Below are 17,490 nucleotides of genomic sequence, written 5' to 3'. Positions count from 1 at the left end.
CCTCTAACTGTTAGTAAGCTGGGAACCTCTCGTATCTGCTCTAGATATGTCTACACCATCCATAAAAGAGTCACTTAAATCTACTTCCCACATATATGCAGCCCATAGTTCTGCTCCTCTTAGTGCAGTTTTTTTAAATTTACATCCTCTAAGATCTGCATCTCTTAAGTTAGCCCTTCTTAAATCAACTCTAGTTAGTATTGAGGAGTGTAGGTTAGCTCTGGCTAAATCACATCCTTGTAGGTTAGCATCTGTAAAATCAATATTGGAAAGGTTTGCATTAGCCAAATTACTCCTTGATAAATTAGCGTTTTTTAATAAAGCACCAGACAAATTTGCAGATTCTAAATTAGCACCTGGCATATTTAGGCCTTCTAGGTTAACATTCATACAATTATTTTTTATAAAATTTTCAATATTGAAATAACCTAGGAATTGAACTTTTTTTAACTTTGCTTTTTCATTATCTTCCCAAATAAGGTCATTTTTATCTCCCTTGAAAAGAGCGACAATTTTATTGTCAATCATTCCAAGTGACTTCACATTCTTTGATAATATATGTTCTGTCGGATTCAACGATAATACTTTATCTTTTGATTTTAAGATTTCAGGCAAATAAAATGAATTAAATATTTTGAGCTCTGGAGATATTTTTGTTATATATAATAGGTACTGACAATCATTTTCTTCTTTTAAGAAAGTTTCTTGAATTACAGATAATATCTCTTTCAAATCAAAAGACTCCTTTCGATTTTATAATAATAGAATTAATAGCAGAAACAGTATTAATTCCAAAATAATCTGTAAAGTAAGTATCAGTGTAGAATTCAGAGATATTAGATGACCAACTTTCCAAAATACTTTGTTTTGGGAGGCTATCTTCAATGATTATATAATCGCCGTACTTCATATAATGAGAAAAATATGTAAGAATACCCTCTGTATTAACATGACAGTCCTCAATAATAAGTAAAGGGTGTTCTAACTTTCCTAAAACTTTTTCTGTAAAGTAATACTCAATATACCTAGCATCTCCTTGAATAAACTTGCAGTTTGAACTATTTACATTTTTAATATTAAATCCATAAACCTGTGTTTTAGGACTTAGCAATCTAGTCATATCATAAAACCAATTTAAACTAGATTCTGTTGCGCCAATTTCAATTATTGTACCGGGGTTCAAGTCGTAAATTAGTAGTTGATATACAGCCATATCATAAATGCTCTTAAATAAAGGTTTTCCTTTCCATTGAAAAGGTTCTTTTTTTCCTTGACTATATAATTTTGCTATCGTATTCAACTCTGTACTTTTTACTTTCTTTACCCTCTCATAGACAGGAACTAGTCTTCTTAAATTAAATGTTTGAGAAAAGATCAATGATTCCAACAATTTGGAATCTATATCTTCTTGATTTATATACGCTTGCCCTTGCTGAAGAAAATAATTATCCAAGATTGTAGGTATATTTTGCTGTTTATTTGATACCTTTTCTTCTATGTTTTTAAGAAATTCTTTGACTTTAGCTACACTGATCACCGACATTTCACTCCGATTTTAAGTGTTGAAAAAGAAAACCTGACTTAATCGTGAATTATAAATTGAATCACCAAATTGTTGTGTAATGCCATGAAAGTATTTCGAACCTTTGAAGAGGATAAGTCGATTATATTTGATAGGGATTTCCTCAATAAGTTCCCAATACTCTTCTTGCTTTGAACATGGATAAACATATTTTTGATCAAATTCAATTATATTTTTACAACCTAGTCTTTTTAATTGTTCTTCAGTAGACGGAACTTTCTCTAAACCTGTTTTTTTATGTTTATAAATACCTAAGCCTCCTTTACAATGTTCATTCAAACTCAGGTATACTATTGCAGCCCAACTTACTTTATCAAAATGGATTTTAGTAGGAGCTTTATCATTTTCTAAACAATATCTAAATTTTCCAAAAACCAATCTTTCGGGGTTTATTTTAATATTACTACCTATAATTTCTTCAAATCGCTTTATATGATTTGATGTAAAAAAAGGTCTAACACTCTCAGCACCTGGAAAGTTTGCTTTATCCCCAAATCTTTGATATTCAGTGGAAAGTGCTAAATTTCTAACCTTATCTGGTTCTAAATAAAAATCATCAATTATAATTAAATCATCATTTGAGATAATCATTTTTTCTCACCTTGATAATCTTAAGTGTATAAAATATTTTCGTTCTCAGTTTTAACTTTTTCCCTAAAAAAGAAATTATGAGTAATTCTACAATTGCTTGGATCAGTCCCAAAACCTTTTAGTGGTGCATGATATAATTGACTTCCTCTAAATAAAACAAGTCTATTGTAAACAGGACCTACATAAGAAACTAGTTCCCATTTTGAAAAATCAGCCATGTCACGTCGAACCACTTTTTTTTCAAATTCATTTGCGTCTTCAAATCCTAACTCTCTAGCTTCCTCATCACTAGGTGGAGAAATTAAACCTGTTTCTTTATGTTTAAAAATTCCTAGTCCAGCATCTAAGGGAGCATTTGGTGTTAAAAAAACTAGACCAGCCCAATCAATTATTGTGTCAGCATGGACTTTTAGTATTGCTCCTGTTTCTTCAGTAATTAATCTGAATCCCCCAAAAAGATATCGCCCCTCATCATCTTCAATCTCTTTACCTATTAATTTTTCGAATGCTTTCTTGATATGGGTAGAATTAAACTTTTTTTGGCTTTCATATCCCGGATAATTTAATTTAGCAGCGGATTTGTAGTTAGATTGGATAGCTAGAGCACGAACTGCATCAGGATTACTATAAAAATTTTCTACAATAATGATTTGGTTTATCATATAGAAACTCCCTCTTTCTTTCCCTCTTTCTTGTTAAAAAAGAACCTTTGTGTTAACCTAGCGTTTTTTGGGTTATTTCCAAATCCTGAAGTTGCCCTATGAAACAATTTACCGGATCTCAGTAGAATGAGCCTGTTATATTTCATAGATATATGTAACGTTTCTTCCCAAGCATTTGGATTAAGTTTATCTCGATGATAAATTTCTTTCCATTCTTCAAATGATGAAAATCCAAGTTGCTTTAACTGTTTATCATCAGGAGGTCCAAGTAACTTTGTTTTTTTATGTCTATATAATGATAATCCACCCTCACAAAATTCATCAGGAACAAGATATATAATTCCAGACCATTCACAATCGTCATAGTGTGTAGTTAATTGTACATTAGATTCCCCTGGGTAGTATGCAAATACTCCAAAACCCATTTTTTTAGGATTTACTTCGATTTTAAAGCCTAATATCTCTTCAAATTTCTGTATTATATCTTGGTTATAGTAACACTTAACTGTTTCTACACTATATTTCTTTTTCCCATTAATATCTATATCAATCCAATCTTTAACATTTATTGCAAAGTTTCTTACTTTATCAGGATTTTCATAGAAATCATCTATTACAATAAAATCTTTTTCCATTTGCAACCAACCCCTTGGTATGAGTTTAAGGAATGCGTTGCACGTAAATGCAATCGCATTCCTTTCTTAATAGAATTAATTCTTTAATGCAAGAATTTCGTTTAATTCTTGTTCTTCTTCATCTGAAAGAGGTTTGTAAGATGTAGGAGTAGGCATATTGTTATCAGAAGTTCTTGCATATGTTTCGTGATCAAACTCCTCTAATGTTCCGATTTTTTTAATATTATCCATTTAAACCACTCCTTTCCATATATAATTCAAGGGCATTATAATATATTTATTTAAAAAAGTCAAATATTCATAATTTTGTTTATATTTAAAACCATCGACTATAAAATGTGCTTGATTTTAATATATAAGAGCACACGGAAGAATAATGCTTCTCGTCCAATAACAATCGTTTTGGTAATACCTTTTGTCCCTTTTTGAAGACAGAACCAAAGAACGAGCACTTGCCCAAGCGATGGACATGATCCGCAACAGATTCGGTCCCAACGCGCTATTGCGCGCTGTCAGCTACACGCCTGGAAGCGTCGCTCGCACCCGCAACGGCTATATAGGAGGGCATAAGGCATGAACCATCGCGATCGAGGAATCATCAAATACTCGCCCTTTTTAATGCCGGAACACCGCAAAATGCTAAAGGAACTTCGCGAAAAAGAAGAGCGAATCCAGCCCTCCTGTCACGACGAGCAACAATATGAAGAATGGAATCGGATCATTTTCAAGGCGATGGAGTTTGCTTCTTATCTCTCGATTCAATACATACATAATTATCGTTTATGTTGCGTCATCGGTCGTGTTCATTACTATGATCAGTTAAATCAAACATTGCGATTCAAAGAAAAAGACAGTGGGAAAATCCATTATATCCATGTTCCATCGATTAAGGAAATAAAAATAGCCCCTTCCTCACCATGAAAGGGGCTTATTGCTTTTCATACTCAACCAGCTCGTTCGTTAAATCTACAATTTCTTTTCTCCGATCACCAGTGTCTTCTTTGTTCATACGATTTTTTTTACATAGCAATATATTATTTAAAACTATGTTCTAAATAATCAATTAAAACAATATATAGTAGTTTCTCATCAAAAAAACCATACTATATATCGTTTATTTATAGTCAATATGGCATGGCGTAAATAGGTAAATATTCGCAAATCAAGAAAAAATAACCAATATTTTTTACGATTTTTTATTTTTTCGAGAATTATTCATATAAATTAATAATGAAAGGAGGGAGAAATGATGAATGATACTACACTCGTTACATTACTTTCTGGGCTAATAATGGGGATAGCTGGAAGTGCCTTGTATGAGATAATTACACACTTAGTTCAGCATCCCGATACACCCATTAAGGATGCTTTTGCTCTGCCGCAAGCAAAAGTACTGAAAGGGTGTATTATGATTAGCCTAATTATTGTGATGTACACATTGGCGAAACTGTAATACCTTTGTGCTCTGTAACTTTTGAAACCTGTGAAACTCAACCTTTTACTTTCGGCTACTCGATAACAGAGTAGCTCTTTTTTTTATCTATTATTCTATTATTCTCTCTTTAAAATAAATATTAGCATAAATTTTATGCTCCCGATCTTCATAAGTTGACTACTGATCTTCATAAAACGTTAATCATTTGTGGACGAATTTTTGACAACTATCCATCACATTCTTTAATGTATGATGTGATTCAATGAATGATGAGAGACAAAAGCACAAAAAATTTTAGGAAAAATTTAACATAGACAAGTGGAAAGAAAAACTGTTTCCGTGATATATGGAAACAGTGATGCTAATTTTCCGTCTTCAATTAGATTGGCAGCTCGTCGGCGATTTTCTGATTGCTTTCTTCTTGCTCTCCTTCGCTGTCACCGCCGAATTCTTCAATGATCTCCATTAAATCCTCCTCGGTGATCTCATCTTCCATTTCATCGAATTCGTCTAATTCCTCTTCAATTTCATTCAAAATGGATTGCAGTTCTTCTGCTTCTCCCCCTTCTTCAGATTCGTTTTCTTCATCTTCGTTTTCATCCACGGTGTTACCAAGCAACACCCTCAATTCCTCTTCGGTGATCTCTTCACCCTCTTCGTCGATCTCATCAATCATTTCGTTGAGAAGCGATACGTCCTCTTGCTCGTCTTCTTGGACGTCTTGGGTAACGAAATCTTCCTCATCCCATACCCATTCTCCATTCCACAACGGCGCAGTATATCCTAAACGGCTTCGGTATTTTTCGTAGTTGCTCAATAAATCACCATAAATTTCAAACTGCCAGGATTTCTCTAACTTCATGGGATAAGCGCCAGATACAAATAAATAACAAGTGTTTTTGTCCATGTTCATGAGTTCCCCAGGCGTAATCAATGGGCGTTTCACATATTGCTCTGAAATGCTTTTAGTGCCGTCTTTTCGTCCATAGGAAGCGCTTTTCTGTTTGTGCTTCACCGTAGTCTCTCCGGCGAGTTCGCTAAAGTATTTCGCTGTTTTCGTGTCTTTCGTTCGCAGAAACAACTGAGTATCGTGGTTATTGATGATCGAACGAGCCATTTCCGGGCCATATCGTTTTTTGTCCTCTAGCTGTCCGATGTCTTGGATGATCGTCATCATGGCCATACCAAGTCCGCGACAGGTCGCCAATACTCGAGGATATTTGTTGATCGTGCCGATGTTGGCGAATTCGTCCAAAAGGAAGATGGTTGGAATCGGCAGCTTCGAATTGTTTTTGTCAGCGATGTCATATAAAACAGCGATTAGCTGTTCAAAGAACGTGGCGGTCAATTGCACAAAAGGATTTTCATCCATGCGAATCTTGATGTACAAAACGGATTTTTCTCTCTGCAAGTCATGAAATTTGAAATCGCTTTTGGCGGTCATTTTTGCGATCTTTTGCATCGAAAAAATGGAGATTTGTTGCGCCAAGGTCGCCATGATGCCGGCTCTAGTGTTCCCACTGCTCATGTTTGCAAGGGTGAACATATGATAAGCCGGATGGTCTGGAGACATGTTTTTAATGATTTCATCCAAATATTCTTCGTCTTTTCCTGCTCTTGCCACCATTTCAACGACATGGCGCATATTGGCTTTGTCTTTGTATTTTTCCTTCACGTACAGGATGAATGCTGACAGAAAGGCGACAGCTGATTCACTCCAGAAATCGCGTTTTCCTTCGTCAACCGAGTTAGAAGCGATCGTATTAGCAATTGCCCTAGCATCCTCATCATCTTCGACGTAGTCTAATGGATTGTATCGATCACAATTGACGAAATTGATAAAGTCTACCTGATAGACTTTGTATCCTTGGTCCCTTTTGATCTGATGGGTAGCTTCGTATATTTCCCCTTTTGGGTCTGTAACGATGATTGTTTCTTCCGTATGGTTTATCATGTTCGGGAACACAAAGGATTGACCTTTCCCCGATCCCGACGAACCAATGACCAAGACATTTCGGTTATCAATCGTCGTGTTTTTGGGGATGATGAGAAGTTCCCGTTTTTTCGGCACTTTGCCAACGATAATCCCTTTTTCCATCTGAAAAGCGTCAACAGGGTCTTTCGTATACGAGTTGTTTTTCGAGAACATCTTGCCGTCGATCACTTCATCCGGCGTTCCCCACCGGGAAGTCCCGTGCAGACCGAAATCGCTGGCATATTCCAACTTCGGAATGAGAATGGATGACCGAAAAGTGTATAGCAGCGCTGCTAAAATCACAAACGGAGCCAATGAGAAAACTGTTTTTAAGTTTTCTTCTGCATAAACAAACGTGATTAACTCTTTCGGTCTTAATAAAATTTCTTTTAAGTCGCCTCCGTTCCCGATCATATAAAACAATCCCATCAGAACATAGGCAGCTATAACGGTCAACACAACACTAGCGAATATCGGCTTCCAGGCATCTTTTTTAAAGTTCATCGTGATTTCCTCTCCCCCTTAGCGTTCAAATTCTTGACCACGATATCTTCTGCGTTGCCGTTTCTTCGTTGGGTCTTTCTCATATTTCTTGCGATCATTCGCTCGTTGTGCTTCTTCTATCGCTTCTAACAAGCCATCAGCCACATGTTGCCGGTATTGATACTCCATGATCTGCGCTTCTGTTTCAGGTTTTGGCATACGTTCGAGTTTTTGTTGTTCGCTAACGTGGATATGGCGTAAATCTGCTTCAAGGTCTTTACTGCTTTCTCCACGTTCCACCAGCTCATGCAACCGCAATAAGGCTGCCGTGTTCGTGATCGATACATCTCTGCCATAATGCTCGCTCAAAATGGCTTGCAAAACGGCTTTATTTTCTTCAAGCTCCTTGCTCATCTTTTCTTTTCTTAACATGCATTGCTCGATCTTCCGGCTTACTTCAAAAGCCTTGTCAAAGTCTCTTGCCTTCAATGCCTCCATGCGCTCTTTCGATTGCTTCTGAATCGTGCGATTCAAAACGAAGAGACTTTGATACATGTTTCGGGTTTGCTCCGCGAAGGTCGGCATCCGATGAGTCTCTTGCTCTTTCTTCGCTGCATAAGCCGGAATGTCACTTTCCGGCAACACATTCCCTGTGTCTTTAAAGTATTGGACAGCGTGATATTTTTCTTCAATCCGGAAATCAACTGTGGCATCAGGATACAAGACTCGGAACTCTTCTTTTGTTAACCGTTTTTGCACTTCAAGTGCTAATTCAGCTTTCTTCAGAACAGCTTCGTATTTGGTTAACTCGTTTTCAAAGGATTTCTCCATCTCTTTAAGTTGAGCGATTTTTTCTCTTAGTTGCTCATTAAATTTTCCTGGATGGAAGCCGTACTGAATCACTTGTTTTGGTTCTTGCTGATACGCATGATACGCCTTATTGATGACATTCTTAAGCGCCCGCAGCTTCAGCTTCTGGCTGTCGATTTTTTTCTTCCAATTGCCTTCAGCGAGATCATGATATACACGTCTTGCTACAGCAAAATCAACATACGATTTTGCTCGCTTGGCAACCAAAAGTAACGATGCTTTTTCTACATCGTTTAGAGAAGCATTTTTGCGAATGGATTCGATCGTTTCATTGAGCGATTTTTCTTCTCGATAATCAGAAATGGATACAACTTTTTCTTTTTGTTTTAGCGCTTTTAGTTCTTGGTTGATGCGTTGAATTTCTTGATTCAATTTACCGTAATACGTAACCGGTTCATATGGTTTCCCTTGTTTCTCAGCTTCTCTTTTCATTCGTTGTTCGTATTGATACGCCTCACGAGAAAGACGAATTTGAGGCACTTTATCGATTCCTTGTTTCTCATAGCTTTCATGAGAAACGCGATCATCGATTCCTTTTTCTTTAAATTTTTCGTTGATCTTATCGGCGAAGTTTTTCCGCCATTTCAGCAGCGTTTCTTTATCATTCCAGTTTGTTAAATGAACGGATTTTCCGTTCACTTTTTTACGTTTCTTCCCCCATGTTCCATCTTCATTAAACGGACGCATCGTTAACATGATGTGAGCGTGTGGATTGTGTTTTTTATCACGGTGAATGGCGATGTCTGCTACCATTCCTTCATCTGCAAAATTCTCTTTACAGAAATCCAAAAGCAATTGTGTTTGCTCTTCATTGGTTAATTGTGTTGGAAGAGCGACGATGATTTCTCTGGCTAATTGAGCGTTATGTTGTTTTTCAACTTTCTCCACTTCGTTCCATAAACGTTCGCGATTGTAGACCCAATCCGGAGCATGTTTTGGCGCAAGAATATAAGTTTCCGGAGGAACGTCGCGATGGCCATATTTTTTTGTTAATCCATCTCGTTCAGAATACAATGCTTCTCCACTTCGATAAGCAGCGCAAGCAACGGCTGAACGATCTGCTTTATTGATGATTTGTGTACGGAATAGAAAGTATGCCATCGTCATTCCTCCTTTCTTAATTTTTTTAGCCCCTGCGGGTCATTTGTCGAAGACAAACTTTTTATCGAGCGAAGCGAGTTCCCATTTACCCCTGAAAGGGGTATAAATGGGCACTTATTTCATTCGCGACTTCATTATACCATAATTTTCTTATTTTGGATAGACATAAAATTCCTCATCATGTAAAATATTCTTAAGAAATATTCAAAGAAGAAAGGATGAATGAAATGGCAAGAAAAGACCCTTTGTCCAGAGCACAAGAGATTGAGGAACAAATCAAAAAATTGCAGGAAAAGCAGCGAAAATACATCGAGCAAGCTCAAAAAGAAATCGGTCAATATCTAATGGAAACGTGGGATATTGAAGATATTGAACAGGCGAAATTGTTGATCGACGAATTCAAAGAAGAAGCAAAAAAATATTTCAACGATGAACGCAACGCGGAGGAATCCAATGGAAAAGAAACGTCCGATCAGTGATCTGCAAAAACGAATTGAACAGCTGGAAGAAAGGAAACGACAAGTATTAAGATTAACAAAAGAACGCGAACGTAAAAAAAGAGCGCATCGGTTAATACAAACCGGCGCACTGGCGGAAAAATACTTTGAATTGGAGCACTTGACAATCCCAGAACGAGAAGAATTGTTTAAGATTTTTGCTAACTACATCAACGAAAAAAAGCCGGATAAATTTAAGAAAAAAGAATAAGGAGGCCACGGTTAAATATGGACTCCCGAGATCACATCAACCAAAGTTTGTATGAGATACTTGAAGAAATTTTGGCAAAGGCTAAACGAGCGCAAAAGTTGAATACCACCTCTCCTGGAAAAAGCAGCTTGGAAGAAACCAACTCAAACGAAAAATCACTCAAAAATCTACTGAAAGCGAAAGAAAACCTAGCCGATCTCAAACAGAAACTGATGCAAAATCCAAAAAAGAATAAAAAAGAGTTGGAACGTCTCCAACGCATAGAATCGAAATTAGAAGTAAGCATTCGCAAAGCAGAACGAAGGGAAATTGCAAGAGCTTTAACTGCGTTAAAAAAAGATCCAAAACGAACCGTTTTGCGTTTGGTGGAAACTAAAGATAAGTTAATGATGCTAAAAACAAAACTGAAGGAAAATCCCCGGCGATATAAAACAGAGTTGCAGCGAATGGAGAAACTAGAACAACGGCTGAATCAAAAAATCGAAAACGCTCGGTTAAAAACACTAAGAAGAGCCATCATGTATATTGAAAAAAATCCTAAACGATACAAGGAAGAACTTCAGCGCTTCAACGAATTGGAAGCAAGACTAAAACAAGAGTTAGAAGAAAAACGAACGCAAGAAAAAGCTAAAACTAAAGAAAAGGATTTAGAGTTAATCCGATGATCCTTTTCTTTTATACACCAATCTGAGAAGCCGTTTTTTTTAGGTATTTATTTTTGGCTCTTTTATTCAGCTGCCATAGCATCGGCTTTTGTTACGTGTACAGTACCATGTGGATGTTGTGGAGGCGCATATATCGAGTAAAGTTTTAGCGGGATATTACCTGTATTGATTACATTGTGCCATGTTCCAGCAGGTATCATAATGGCAGAGTCATCATAGACTTTTCTTTCAAAGTTTAAATTATCTTTACTTCTGCCCATTTGAACAATTCCTTGACCTTGTTCAATACGTAAGAATTGATCAACGTTAGAGTGAATTTCCAAACCAATATCTTCTCCAACATTGATACTCATCAATGTGACTTGCAAATGTTTTCCTGTCCATAAAGCAGTACGATACGTATTGTTTTGCTTTGCAGCCGCATTGATATTAACTACAAACGGTTCTGGTCCATAATCTTTTAACTTGATTTTACCTCTTCCCAAACCTAGTTGTTTAGCATACTCTATCTCATTAGGAATAGTCCAGTAAACAGGCTGTCTTCCATAGTTATACATTGGCACGTTAACATAATAAGGATATGGATATGGGTAAGGAACATAGTACATTTTTCCCGCCTCCTCGTATATTTCAAAAATAATCCTATGCATTATGTTTAGGGAAAAATGATCCTTTATTTTCACTTCTCTGATCCTCTTTCTGTTGATTTTCATTCGTTCTGATAGACCTCTCCATTTTACAGAAAAAGTCGCCTGAAAGCCCACGGTTTCAATCGTGGGATGAAAGGCGACGTTGCTTGGTGCCCTCTGAAGAGGGCGCTTAGAGCAACATCTTTTGTTTTTGGTTGTTGCAGTATGAATAAAAAGGCAAGAATTCAATCACTTGTCTCATTTGCCAAGCTTGTGGACACGCTCATTCTTTGTTAGTACGGCTGGAAACGTTTCAAGTGAAACGATCCGGCGCTATGTGGAAGAACAAAAGAAAAGGGGGTGAGTGGATGCCCACCATCACACTCAAGCTGGAACTGTACAAACCAACCAAATTCAAACAGGACATGTATGAACGAATGACACAGATCAACACGAAATTTGCAAATTGGCTCTTGCTTCATCCCGACGTGAACAAGGCGACCAGCAAGGTTTTCAAGGAGTTTTCTGACGAGAAGTTCCCGTCTGCAATCATTAACCAAACGATCCGGGATGTGAAATCACAGAAGAAACACCAACAATCTCGGGCATTCAGAAAGATGTGGTGTTCGTTCAACAATCAGAACCTGAAAATCGAGAAAAATGGCGACTTCTACACGGTGTCGTTTCCTACATTGGAGAAGCGCATCGGGGTGCCGGTTGTGGCTCGGTCATATCAGCAACAATGGCTGGATCGGATCATCGGCGGAATGGCCAAACAAGGAACGGCAAAGCTCTACAAGAAGAAGCGCAAATGGTTCATTGCCTTGCCGATCACGTTTGATGTGGAAGCCAGCCAGGGCGAAAAGGTGATGGGCATTGACCTCGGACTCCGCTATTTGGCAGTGGCAAGCATCGGAACCAAATCCCTGTTCTTTAAAGGCAATCAATGTGCATACATACGCAGACGCTACGCTGCCAAACGGCGGAAGCTGGGCAAAGCCAAGAAGCTCAATGCGATCCGCAAGCTCAAGGACAAAGAAGCCCGGTGGATGAAAGATCACAATCACAAGATCAGCCGTCAAATTGTCAACTTTGCGGTATCCAACGGTGTTGGACTCATCCGCATGGAAGACTTGACGGATATCCGAAACCGGGCCAAGTCAAAGAAAGAAGCCGGAAGGAACCTGCATTCCTGGGCGTTTTATCAGCTGAAAGAGATGATTCGCTACAAAGCAGAGATGGCGGGCATTCGGGTGGAGATCGTCAACCCTGAATACACCAGCCAAACCTGCAGGTGCGGTCATCGCGAAAAGGCGAACCGAAACGGTATTCGCTTTAAGTGCAAACAGTGCGGATACACCATCCACGCCGATCTGAATGGAGCGATCAACATCGCCAAAGCCATTTCAGGGTTAGTAGCCTAGCACACTGGTAACAGGTGTGCCGCCCATCCGGGTACGTACTAACCGGGTGGGACGGGCTGATGACACAGCCCTTAGCTTGAGGGTTGCCCGAAACAGAAATGGACTGAGGGCGTTAACCACTCAAGAATCCCACGTCTTTAGCCGTGTGGAGTGTCAAATGTACAGTACCATGTGGATGTTGTGGAGGTGCATATATCGAGTAAAGTTTTAGCGGGATATTACCTGTATTGATTACATTGTGCCATGTTCCAGCAGGTATCATAATGGCAGAGTCATCATAGACTTTTCTTTCAAAGTTTAAATTATCTTTACTTCTACCCATTTGAACAATTCCTTGACCTTGTTCAATACGTAAGAATTGATCAACGTTAGGGTGAATTTCCAAACCAATATCTTCTCCAACATTGATACTCATCAATGTGACTTGCAAATGTTTTCCTGTCCATAAAGCAGTACGATACGTATTGTTTTGCTTTGCAGCCACATTGATATTAACTACAAACGGTTCTGGTCCATAATCTTTTAACTTGATTTTACCTCTTCCCAAACCTAGTTGTTTAGCATACTCTATCTCATTAGGAATAGTCCAGTAAACAGGCTATCTTCCATAGTTATACATTGGCACGTTAACATAATAAGGATATGGATATGGATATGGGTAAGAAACATAGTACATTTTTCTCGCCTCCTCGCAGATTTACAAAATAATCCTATGCATTTGTTTAGGGAATTTACTTAGATTCAAGGGGACTGATTTAAGAAATCGTTGTTAACCCAAAGCACTTTACTCAATTAAATGATCCTTTAATAAAAGGAGAACACATATTACACATGAATAATATGTGTTCTCCTTTATTTTTACCTCTCTGATCCTCTTTCTGTTGATTTTCATTCATTCTGATAGGCCTCTCCATTTTATAAATGAATGAATAAAAAATTCAATTTGAATGAATAGTGAATGATAATATCCCTCAATAAATGAATAATGAATTTAAAATAAATTAAATATGAATGAAAAATAATAGTGAATCTTATATAAATTAAATTTGCATTTAAAATACATTCAAAAATATTTATTTTTTAAATTCATTTTGATTGATTATACAATATTAATGCTTTATAATGTAGATAAGAATTAATTATAAATTCAATTTGAATGCAAAATGAATTATTAGGGGGAGTTTAAATGAAATTAGTGGTGGCTAATGATATTGGAAATTCGGAAACAAAAATGATCGTGAACGATACGCTCATAAAACAACCATCGGTGGTCAAACGTCTGTTATCCAAGCCAAATGTGACGGAAACAAATGTGGAAAAAAACATTGCTAATTTGTTGGATGAATTGATTGTTCATGTAACAAGTAACGCTATTAAACGAAGTGGCCTATACTTCATCGGAAAACGCGCCAATATGACGGCCGATAAAGTAGAAAATATGAATATCAAATTAGGGAATAAATCAAAACACGATATTCCAGTCCTAATGACGCTATCGATGCTTGCTGCTCGATCGGTTCAATTGGCATATCAAGAAAATCAAGAGCTTCCTCCATCAATTTCAGTAGATGTCTCAATGACAACAGCAATCCCTGCGTCAGAATATAGTGCCGATCAAGCCAGATACCTTGGAGGACGTTTCACTAACAACGATCATGTGGTGATTGTATATGTTGGAGAAACTCCTGTGACTGTCACACTCCATTTTCAGACTGTGAAAGTCACTCAAGAAGGCATTCCAGCTCTATATGCCTTATTGGAAAGTGAGAATGAAATTCTGAAGAATTATAACGAGCACTATCAAAAACAAGCTGTGCCAAAAGATTTCGCTAACAAACGAATTCTCCACGTGGATATTGGCGATGGAACAACGGAATATGTCTATACTGTTGGAATGAATCCTGTGACAGATGTTTGTTCAGGGGAAAAACGAGGAGTGGGTCATGCCACGGAAGAAGCTACTCAATTGCTGAAAGAGGAAGTTGGCGGCTTTTTGAACCTAAATCGCCAGCAGTTTATGGACATTTTTAGAGACCCTTCTCATCATCTTCACGATTTAGCCGTTCGCTTCATGCAAGAAGCACGGTATTCGCAGGCTCAACGTATTCTAGAAGACATTCAAGAAAAATACAGCGACATCGCCGGAAACGTAGATGTAATTGCCGTGTATGGTGGAGGTAGCATCCAGTTCAAAGAAGAGCTATATGAGGAGCTATTGGACTTTGCAAATACCGTACACTGTGAAGTCCTTTGGATTCCAGAAAAATATGCCGTGGACATGAACGTGAACGGATTGCATGTCATTAACGAAAAAATTCTATTTAAGCAACACGCTTGATCGAGGTGAGTGATCGTGGCAAAACGAAAAATCGTCACTTGGAGGGTGGCTGACACCCCTCAAAGTGACTTGATTAATGAATGGCTGGACAAGCAACAAAATATTCAAGTCTCTCTTACTAACATTGTTTTACACATGATTAATCGTTTCGGAATCAAAGACATCATGGATTACGGCATACAAAAAATACTGTATCAAGAGTTTTCTTCCGGTACATCCAAAGAGAACAGAACAGTATCAAACCAAAATGAAGAAGCAGAGAAAGCAGACAATGAAGAGACAGAGAAAGTAGCCGCGAAATCCTTAAACAATCCCGATTCGAAAAAAGCCCAAGATAAAGAAGGCCAAGATGATGATAATGATCTCTATAAAAACGTGGATATAAACAATCTCTTCTAAACAGGCTGATTCTAAGGTTTTGACCTTCAGGTCAGCCTGATTCATTATTCTTTAACTGACGAACAAAATGAAAGAAGAAGCGAGAACTACGCTCCTTCATTTAACGCCCAAATGAATCTTGATCCCTCCACTATATTTCAGTTGGGACACTGTCCTTGGTTTCAGTTGTTGTTCTTCTTTCGGCTGCGCTGGCTTCAACGACTCCATAAATTGCGTGAACGATTGCGCCTGTATCACGCGAAACGGATAACTCCCGTCTATCGCATACCGATGTTCCGATATGATTAGAACGATCGGAAAAACGGGCGGACGATCGGACGGCTGCCACGGTTCCTGCGCGATTATTCTACTCTGATAAAGTTCCTCGTATCGCTTTAGCTTTTGCGTTATGACTTTTTGCGAATAGAACGTATTTTGTACCTCGATAAAAAACGGAGTCCGGCCAGTCATGCCGTGCTTGCGGAATATGCAAAACACGTCAGGCTCAACCGTTCCTTTGCCTCCGTACTTCGGCTCGACTTGAAAGACGTCGGCCGTGCCATGTCGCAGAATGTCTTTATATACGTTCAAAATCGCGAGGTAATGACCGATTTTGGCGGAGTCCTCGCGTAATGACGTTTCCTTACTTAAGTAAAGAAAAGGCGTCCCGAATTTCGTTGATCGGCGAATATGTCCGTTGGTCACTAATCGTTTGAGGACAGAGTTTGCGCTGTTTATAGGTCGTTTAAGTCCTCCAAAATGAAGCTTGGCAATAGAGTCGCGGTCCATGACGCGAAATCGGTTAATGTCGCGGATAATCGCCTTGTCGCGTTGTGATAGGCGCATTTTAAAGTCCCCCCAAAATGTCGTCCGTTAACGGCTCGCTGGACATCCTAGAATCGCCCGTAAAACGATTTTTCCAGTCAGAAGACTTATATGTCGCTAGAATCTTTTCGGCATGTTTCTCGTCAAGAAATGGCGCTTGTAGCTCAATAATATCGCTTCGTTTAAGAAGAAAACGTCCTGGAGTCTCCTTTGCGATTTTCTCGGCGCCGGGTGTCCCGATTATTTTAGCGTTGGAAAAATCACTGACACGAAAGCCCATGCGGACAGTTAAACAGCTCCGAATCTTCGTGTCGAGAATGTCGTGGCTCGGACGTTGCAAGCTCAATATGCAAACCATGCCCAGCGCACGACCTAGCGCTACGAGCTGAATCAACATCGCTTTCATGTCCTTGTCGTCCATAATCATGACAAATTCGTCTATGCAAATGAGAATGTATGGTACTTTTTCCGATTCCGGCAGCTTGTTAACGTGCGTCACGCGGTATTTGTTTAACAGCTCTCCTCTCCGTTTCATTTCTCCGGTCAGGTATGTGAGCATTTTTCGCAAGTCTTCTGGGTAAATACAAACGCTCTTTACATGCTCGATGTCGTAGAAAAGGTGAAATTCGCTCATTTTGAGGTCGCCGAGGTAGATTTCGAGTTCGTGAGGCTTCTTGTATTGAATTAAGGTGGTTATAATGCTGCGGACTTGTGAGCTTTTTCCTGCGCCTGGTTCACCGGATATAAGCAATCCTGGCTCATTAATTGCGTCGTAAACGTGCCATTGACCATGTCGATCCATTCCTGCTACTATCGGCAAGTGCAGTCCATTGATTATCGGCAAAATAGCATCATAATTATATTTCAGTTCTTTCGGGAACGTCTTACGGTAAACGGTGAGAGTAAACGTTTTGTGATCGCCGTCTAGCTCGATATTTGCGCCGAAATGTTGCATAAATACGTATTCTTTTTTGCTAACCTCTTTCGGGTCCATGCCGTTTATCAATGTAAACACGTATTCCGTTTGGTCGTCGTCAATTTTAACGCTGTGAATCTTCGGGAATATCCTATATGTCTTATCACCATTTTTGTACGAAATGAATAAGTTAGCATCGTAAAACGCCTTTTTGAGCGCTGATTTGGCCCGTTTTCTCTCGATAAATTCAAAGACCTTTTGCATTGTACCCCC

The 17,490-nt window shown here is 38.5% G+C and carries 19 protein-coding genes and 2 pseudogenes; 9 read left to right on the top strand and 12 right to left on the bottom strand.

Going from position 1 to position 17,490, the window contains the following annotated elements:
* Positions 1–3: 3 nt before the first annotated feature.
* From HT574_RS19125 to HT574_RS19100, 6 genes are all read right to left on the bottom strand, one after another.
* A complete protein-coding gene (locus tag HT574_RS19125) occupies positions 4–732 on the bottom strand; it encodes a pentapeptide repeat-containing protein (RefSeq protein ID WP_175245782.1) in 729 nt (242 codons plus the stop codon).
* Position 733: 1 nt separating this feature from the next.
* A complete protein-coding gene (locus HT574_RS20285) occupies positions 734–1,537 on the bottom strand; it encodes a CmcI family methyltransferase (protein WP_175245781.1) in 804 nt (267 codons plus the stop codon).
* Positions 1,538–1,555: 18 nt separating this feature from the next.
* Positions 1,556–2,173 carry a DUF6445 family protein gene (locus HT574_RS19115; protein ID WP_217499617.1) on the bottom strand — a complete coding sequence of 206 codons (618 nt, stop codon included), beginning with the start codon at positions 2,171–2,173 and terminating at the stop codon, positions 1,556–1,558.
* A gap of 20 nt (positions 2,174–2,193) precedes the next feature.
* A complete protein-coding gene (locus HT574_RS19110; protein ID WP_175245780.1) occupies positions 2,194–2,835 on the bottom strand; it encodes a DUF6445 family protein in 642 nt (213 codons plus the stop codon).
* Complete coding sequence (locus HT574_RS19105; protein ID WP_175245779.1) at positions 2,832–3,470, bottom strand: DUF6445 family protein; 639 nt, start codon at positions 3,468–3,470, stop codon at positions 2,832–2,834. The genes HT574_RS19110 and HT574_RS19105 overlap by 4 nt, the downstream gene beginning before the upstream one ends.
* Before the next feature lie 75 nt (positions 3,471–3,545).
* Entirely contained in the window at positions 3,546–3,701 is a 156-nt protein-coding gene (locus HT574_RS19100; RefSeq protein WP_175245778.1) for a hypothetical protein, read from the bottom strand.
* 342 nt (positions 3,702–4,043) lie between these two features.
* On the opposite strand from HT574_RS19100, the gene HT574_RS19095 reads away from it, so the two are divergent.
* Positions 4,044–4,391, top strand: a complete 348-nt coding sequence (locus HT574_RS19095; protein WP_175245777.1) for a YolD-like family protein — start codon at positions 4,044–4,046, stop codon at positions 4,389–4,391.
* Positions 4,392–4,716: 325 nt separating this feature from the next.
* Positions 4,717–4,923: a hypothetical protein gene (locus HT574_RS19090; RefSeq protein ID WP_153018002.1), complete on the top strand. Its 207-nt coding sequence runs from the start codon at positions 4,717–4,719 to the stop codon at positions 4,921–4,923.
* A 361-nt stretch (positions 4,924–5,284) separates the two neighbouring features.
* Here HT574_RS19090 and HT574_RS19085 read toward each other — a convergent pair whose 3' ends face one another.
* Both HT574_RS19085 and mobQ read right to left on the bottom strand, forming a co-directional pair.
* Positions 5,285–7,384, bottom strand: coding sequence for a VirD4-like conjugal transfer protein, CD1115 family (locus HT574_RS19085; RefSeq protein ID WP_175245776.1), 2,100 nt, complete (start codon positions 7,382–7,384; stop codon positions 5,285–5,287).
* 18 nt (positions 7,385–7,402) lie between these two features.
* The gene (gene mobQ, locus HT574_RS19080) at positions 7,403–9,334 is read right to left on the bottom strand and encodes a MobQ family relaxase (protein WP_175245775.1); all 1,932 of its coding nucleotides are present in this window, start codon (positions 9,332–9,334) and stop codon (positions 7,403–7,405) included.
* Between the two features lie 227 nt (positions 9,335–9,561).
* Between mobQ and HT574_RS19075 the strand changes: the two genes are divergently transcribed.
* From HT574_RS19075 to HT574_RS19065, 3 genes are read left to right on the top strand one after another with little or no spacing between them, the layout of a single operon-like run.
* Positions 9,562–9,813: a hypothetical protein gene (locus HT574_RS19075; protein ID WP_175245774.1), complete on the top strand. Its 252-nt coding sequence runs from the start codon at positions 9,562–9,564 to the stop codon at positions 9,811–9,813.
* The gene (locus HT574_RS19070; RefSeq protein ID WP_175245773.1) at positions 9,788–10,042 is read left to right on the top strand and encodes a hypothetical protein; all 255 of its coding nucleotides are present in this window, start codon (positions 9,788–9,790) and stop codon (positions 10,040–10,042) included. The genes HT574_RS19075 and HT574_RS19070 overlap by 26 nt, the downstream gene beginning before the upstream one ends.
* A gap of 17 nt (positions 10,043–10,059) precedes the next feature.
* Positions 10,060–10,707: a V-type ATP synthase subunit I domain-containing protein gene (locus tag HT574_RS19065; RefSeq protein ID WP_175245772.1), complete on the top strand. Its 648-nt coding sequence runs from the start codon at positions 10,060–10,062 to the stop codon at positions 10,705–10,707.
* A 62-nt stretch (positions 10,708–10,769) separates the two neighbouring features.
* Here the strand turns inward: HT574_RS19065 and HT574_RS19060 are convergent, their stop codons facing one another.
* Positions 10,770–11,315 (bottom strand): cupin domain-containing protein, encoded by a 546-nt coding sequence (locus tag HT574_RS19060; RefSeq protein WP_175245771.1) that lies wholly within the window; start codon positions 11,313–11,315, stop codon positions 10,770–10,772.
* A 256-nt stretch (positions 11,316–11,571) separates the two neighbouring features.
* Here HT574_RS19060 and HT574_RS19055 point away from each other — a divergent pair.
* Both HT574_RS19055 and HT574_RS19050 read left to right on the top strand, forming a co-directional pair.
* Positions 11,572–11,700: pseudogene (locus tag HT574_RS19055) on the top strand (transposase); the annotation flags it as partial.
* Positions 11,701–11,704: 4 nt separating this feature from the next.
* Entirely contained in the window at positions 11,705–12,760 is a 1,056-nt protein-coding gene (locus HT574_RS19050; protein WP_175245770.1) for an RNA-guided endonuclease TnpB family protein, read from the top strand.
* Between the two features lie 112 nt (positions 12,761–12,872).
* Here the strand turns inward: HT574_RS19050 and HT574_RS19045 are convergent.
* Positions 12,873–13,436 (bottom strand): annotated as a pseudogene (locus HT574_RS19045) (cupin domain-containing protein).
* 510 nt (positions 13,437–13,946) lie between these two features.
* On the opposite strand from HT574_RS19045, the gene HT574_RS19040 reads away from it, so the two are divergent.
* Both HT574_RS19040 and HT574_RS19035 read left to right on the top strand, forming a co-directional pair.
* A complete protein-coding gene (locus HT574_RS19040; protein WP_175245769.1) occupies positions 13,947–15,098 on the top strand; it encodes a ParM/StbA family protein in 1,152 nt (383 codons plus the stop codon).
* 15 nt (positions 15,099–15,113) lie between these two features.
* Positions 15,114–15,497, top strand: coding sequence for a hypothetical protein (locus HT574_RS19035; protein ID WP_309138316.1), 384 nt, complete (start codon positions 15,114–15,116; stop codon positions 15,495–15,497).
* A gap of 96 nt (positions 15,498–15,593) precedes the next feature.
* Here the strand turns inward: HT574_RS19035 and HT574_RS19030 are convergent, their stop codons facing one another.
* Together HT574_RS19030 and HT574_RS19025 are read right to left on the bottom strand one after the other, a co-directional pair.
* Entirely contained in the window at positions 15,594–16,322 is a 729-nt protein-coding gene (locus HT574_RS19030) for a replication-relaxation family protein (RefSeq protein ID WP_175245767.1), read from the bottom strand.
* Position 16,323: 1 nt separating this feature from the next.
* Entirely contained in the window at positions 16,324–17,481 is a 1,158-nt protein-coding gene (locus HT574_RS19025) for an FtsK/SpoIIIE domain-containing protein (RefSeq protein WP_175245766.1), read from the bottom strand.
* Positions 17,482–17,490: the final 9 nt, after the last annotated feature.

The sequence above is a fragment of the Parageobacillus sp. VR-IP genome (assembly GCF_013357975.1).
In the GTDB taxonomy this organism is placed as follows: Bacteria; Bacillota; Bacilli; order Bacillales; family Anoxybacillaceae; genus Saccharococcus; species Saccharococcus caldoxylosilyticus.
Note: the sequence above shows the minus strand (reverse complement) of the source record. Positions and strands in the feature narration are given on the sequence as shown.

Coding starts and splice junctions, on each gene's coding strand:
- HT574_RS19085 (WP_175245776.1), bottom strand. CDS start 7,384: ATGAACTTTAAAAAAGATGCCTGGAAGCCGATATTCGCTAGTGTTGTG.
- HT574_RS19110 (WP_175245780.1), bottom strand. CDS start 2,835: ATGATAAACCAAATCATTATTGTAGAAAATTTTTATAGTAATCCTGAT.
- mobQ (WP_175245775.1), bottom strand. CDS start 9,334: ATGGCATACTTTCTATTCCGTACACAAATCATCAATAAAGCAGATCGT.
- HT574_RS19040 (WP_175245769.1), top strand. CDS start 13,947: ATGAAATTAGTGGTGGCTAATGATATTGGAAATTCGGAAACAAAAATG.
- HT574_RS19065 (WP_175245772.1), top strand. CDS start 10,060: ATGGACTCCCGAGATCACATCAACCAAAGTTTGTATGAGATACTTGAA.
- HT574_RS19030 (WP_175245767.1), bottom strand. CDS start 16,322: ATGCGCCTATCACAACGCGACAAGGCGATTATCCGCGACATTAACCGA.
- HT574_RS19105 (WP_175245779.1), bottom strand. CDS start 3,470: ATGGAAAAAGATTTTATTGTAATAGATGATTTCTATGAAAATCCTGAT.
- HT574_RS19095 (WP_175245777.1), top strand. CDS start 4,044: ATGAACCATCGCGATCGAGGAATCATCAAATACTCGCCCTTTTTAATG.
- HT574_RS19060 (WP_175245771.1), bottom strand. CDS start 11,315: ATGTACTATGTTCCTTACCCATATCCATATCCTTATTATGTTAACGTG.
- HT574_RS19070 (WP_175245773.1), top strand. CDS start 9,788: ATGGAAAAGAAACGTCCGATCAGTGATCTGCAAAAACGAATTGAACAG.
- HT574_RS19050 (WP_175245770.1), top strand. CDS start 11,705: ATGCCCACCATCACACTCAAGCTGGAACTGTACAAACCAACCAAATTC.
- HT574_RS19115 (WP_217499617.1), bottom strand. CDS start 2,173: ATGATTATCTCAAATGATGATTTAATTATAATTGATGATTTTTATTTA.
- HT574_RS19025 (WP_175245766.1), bottom strand. CDS start 17,481: ATGCAAAAGGTCTTTGAATTTATCGAGAGAAAACGGGCCAAATCAGCG.
- HT574_RS19075 (WP_175245774.1), top strand. CDS start 9,562: ATGGCAAGAAAAGACCCTTTGTCCAGAGCACAAGAGATTGAGGAACAA.
- HT574_RS19100 (WP_175245778.1), bottom strand. CDS start 3,701: ATGGATAATATTAAAAAAATCGGAACATTAGAGGAGTTTGATCACGAA.
- HT574_RS19090 (WP_153018002.1), top strand. CDS start 4,717: ATGATGAATGATACTACACTCGTTACATTACTTTCTGGGCTAATAATG.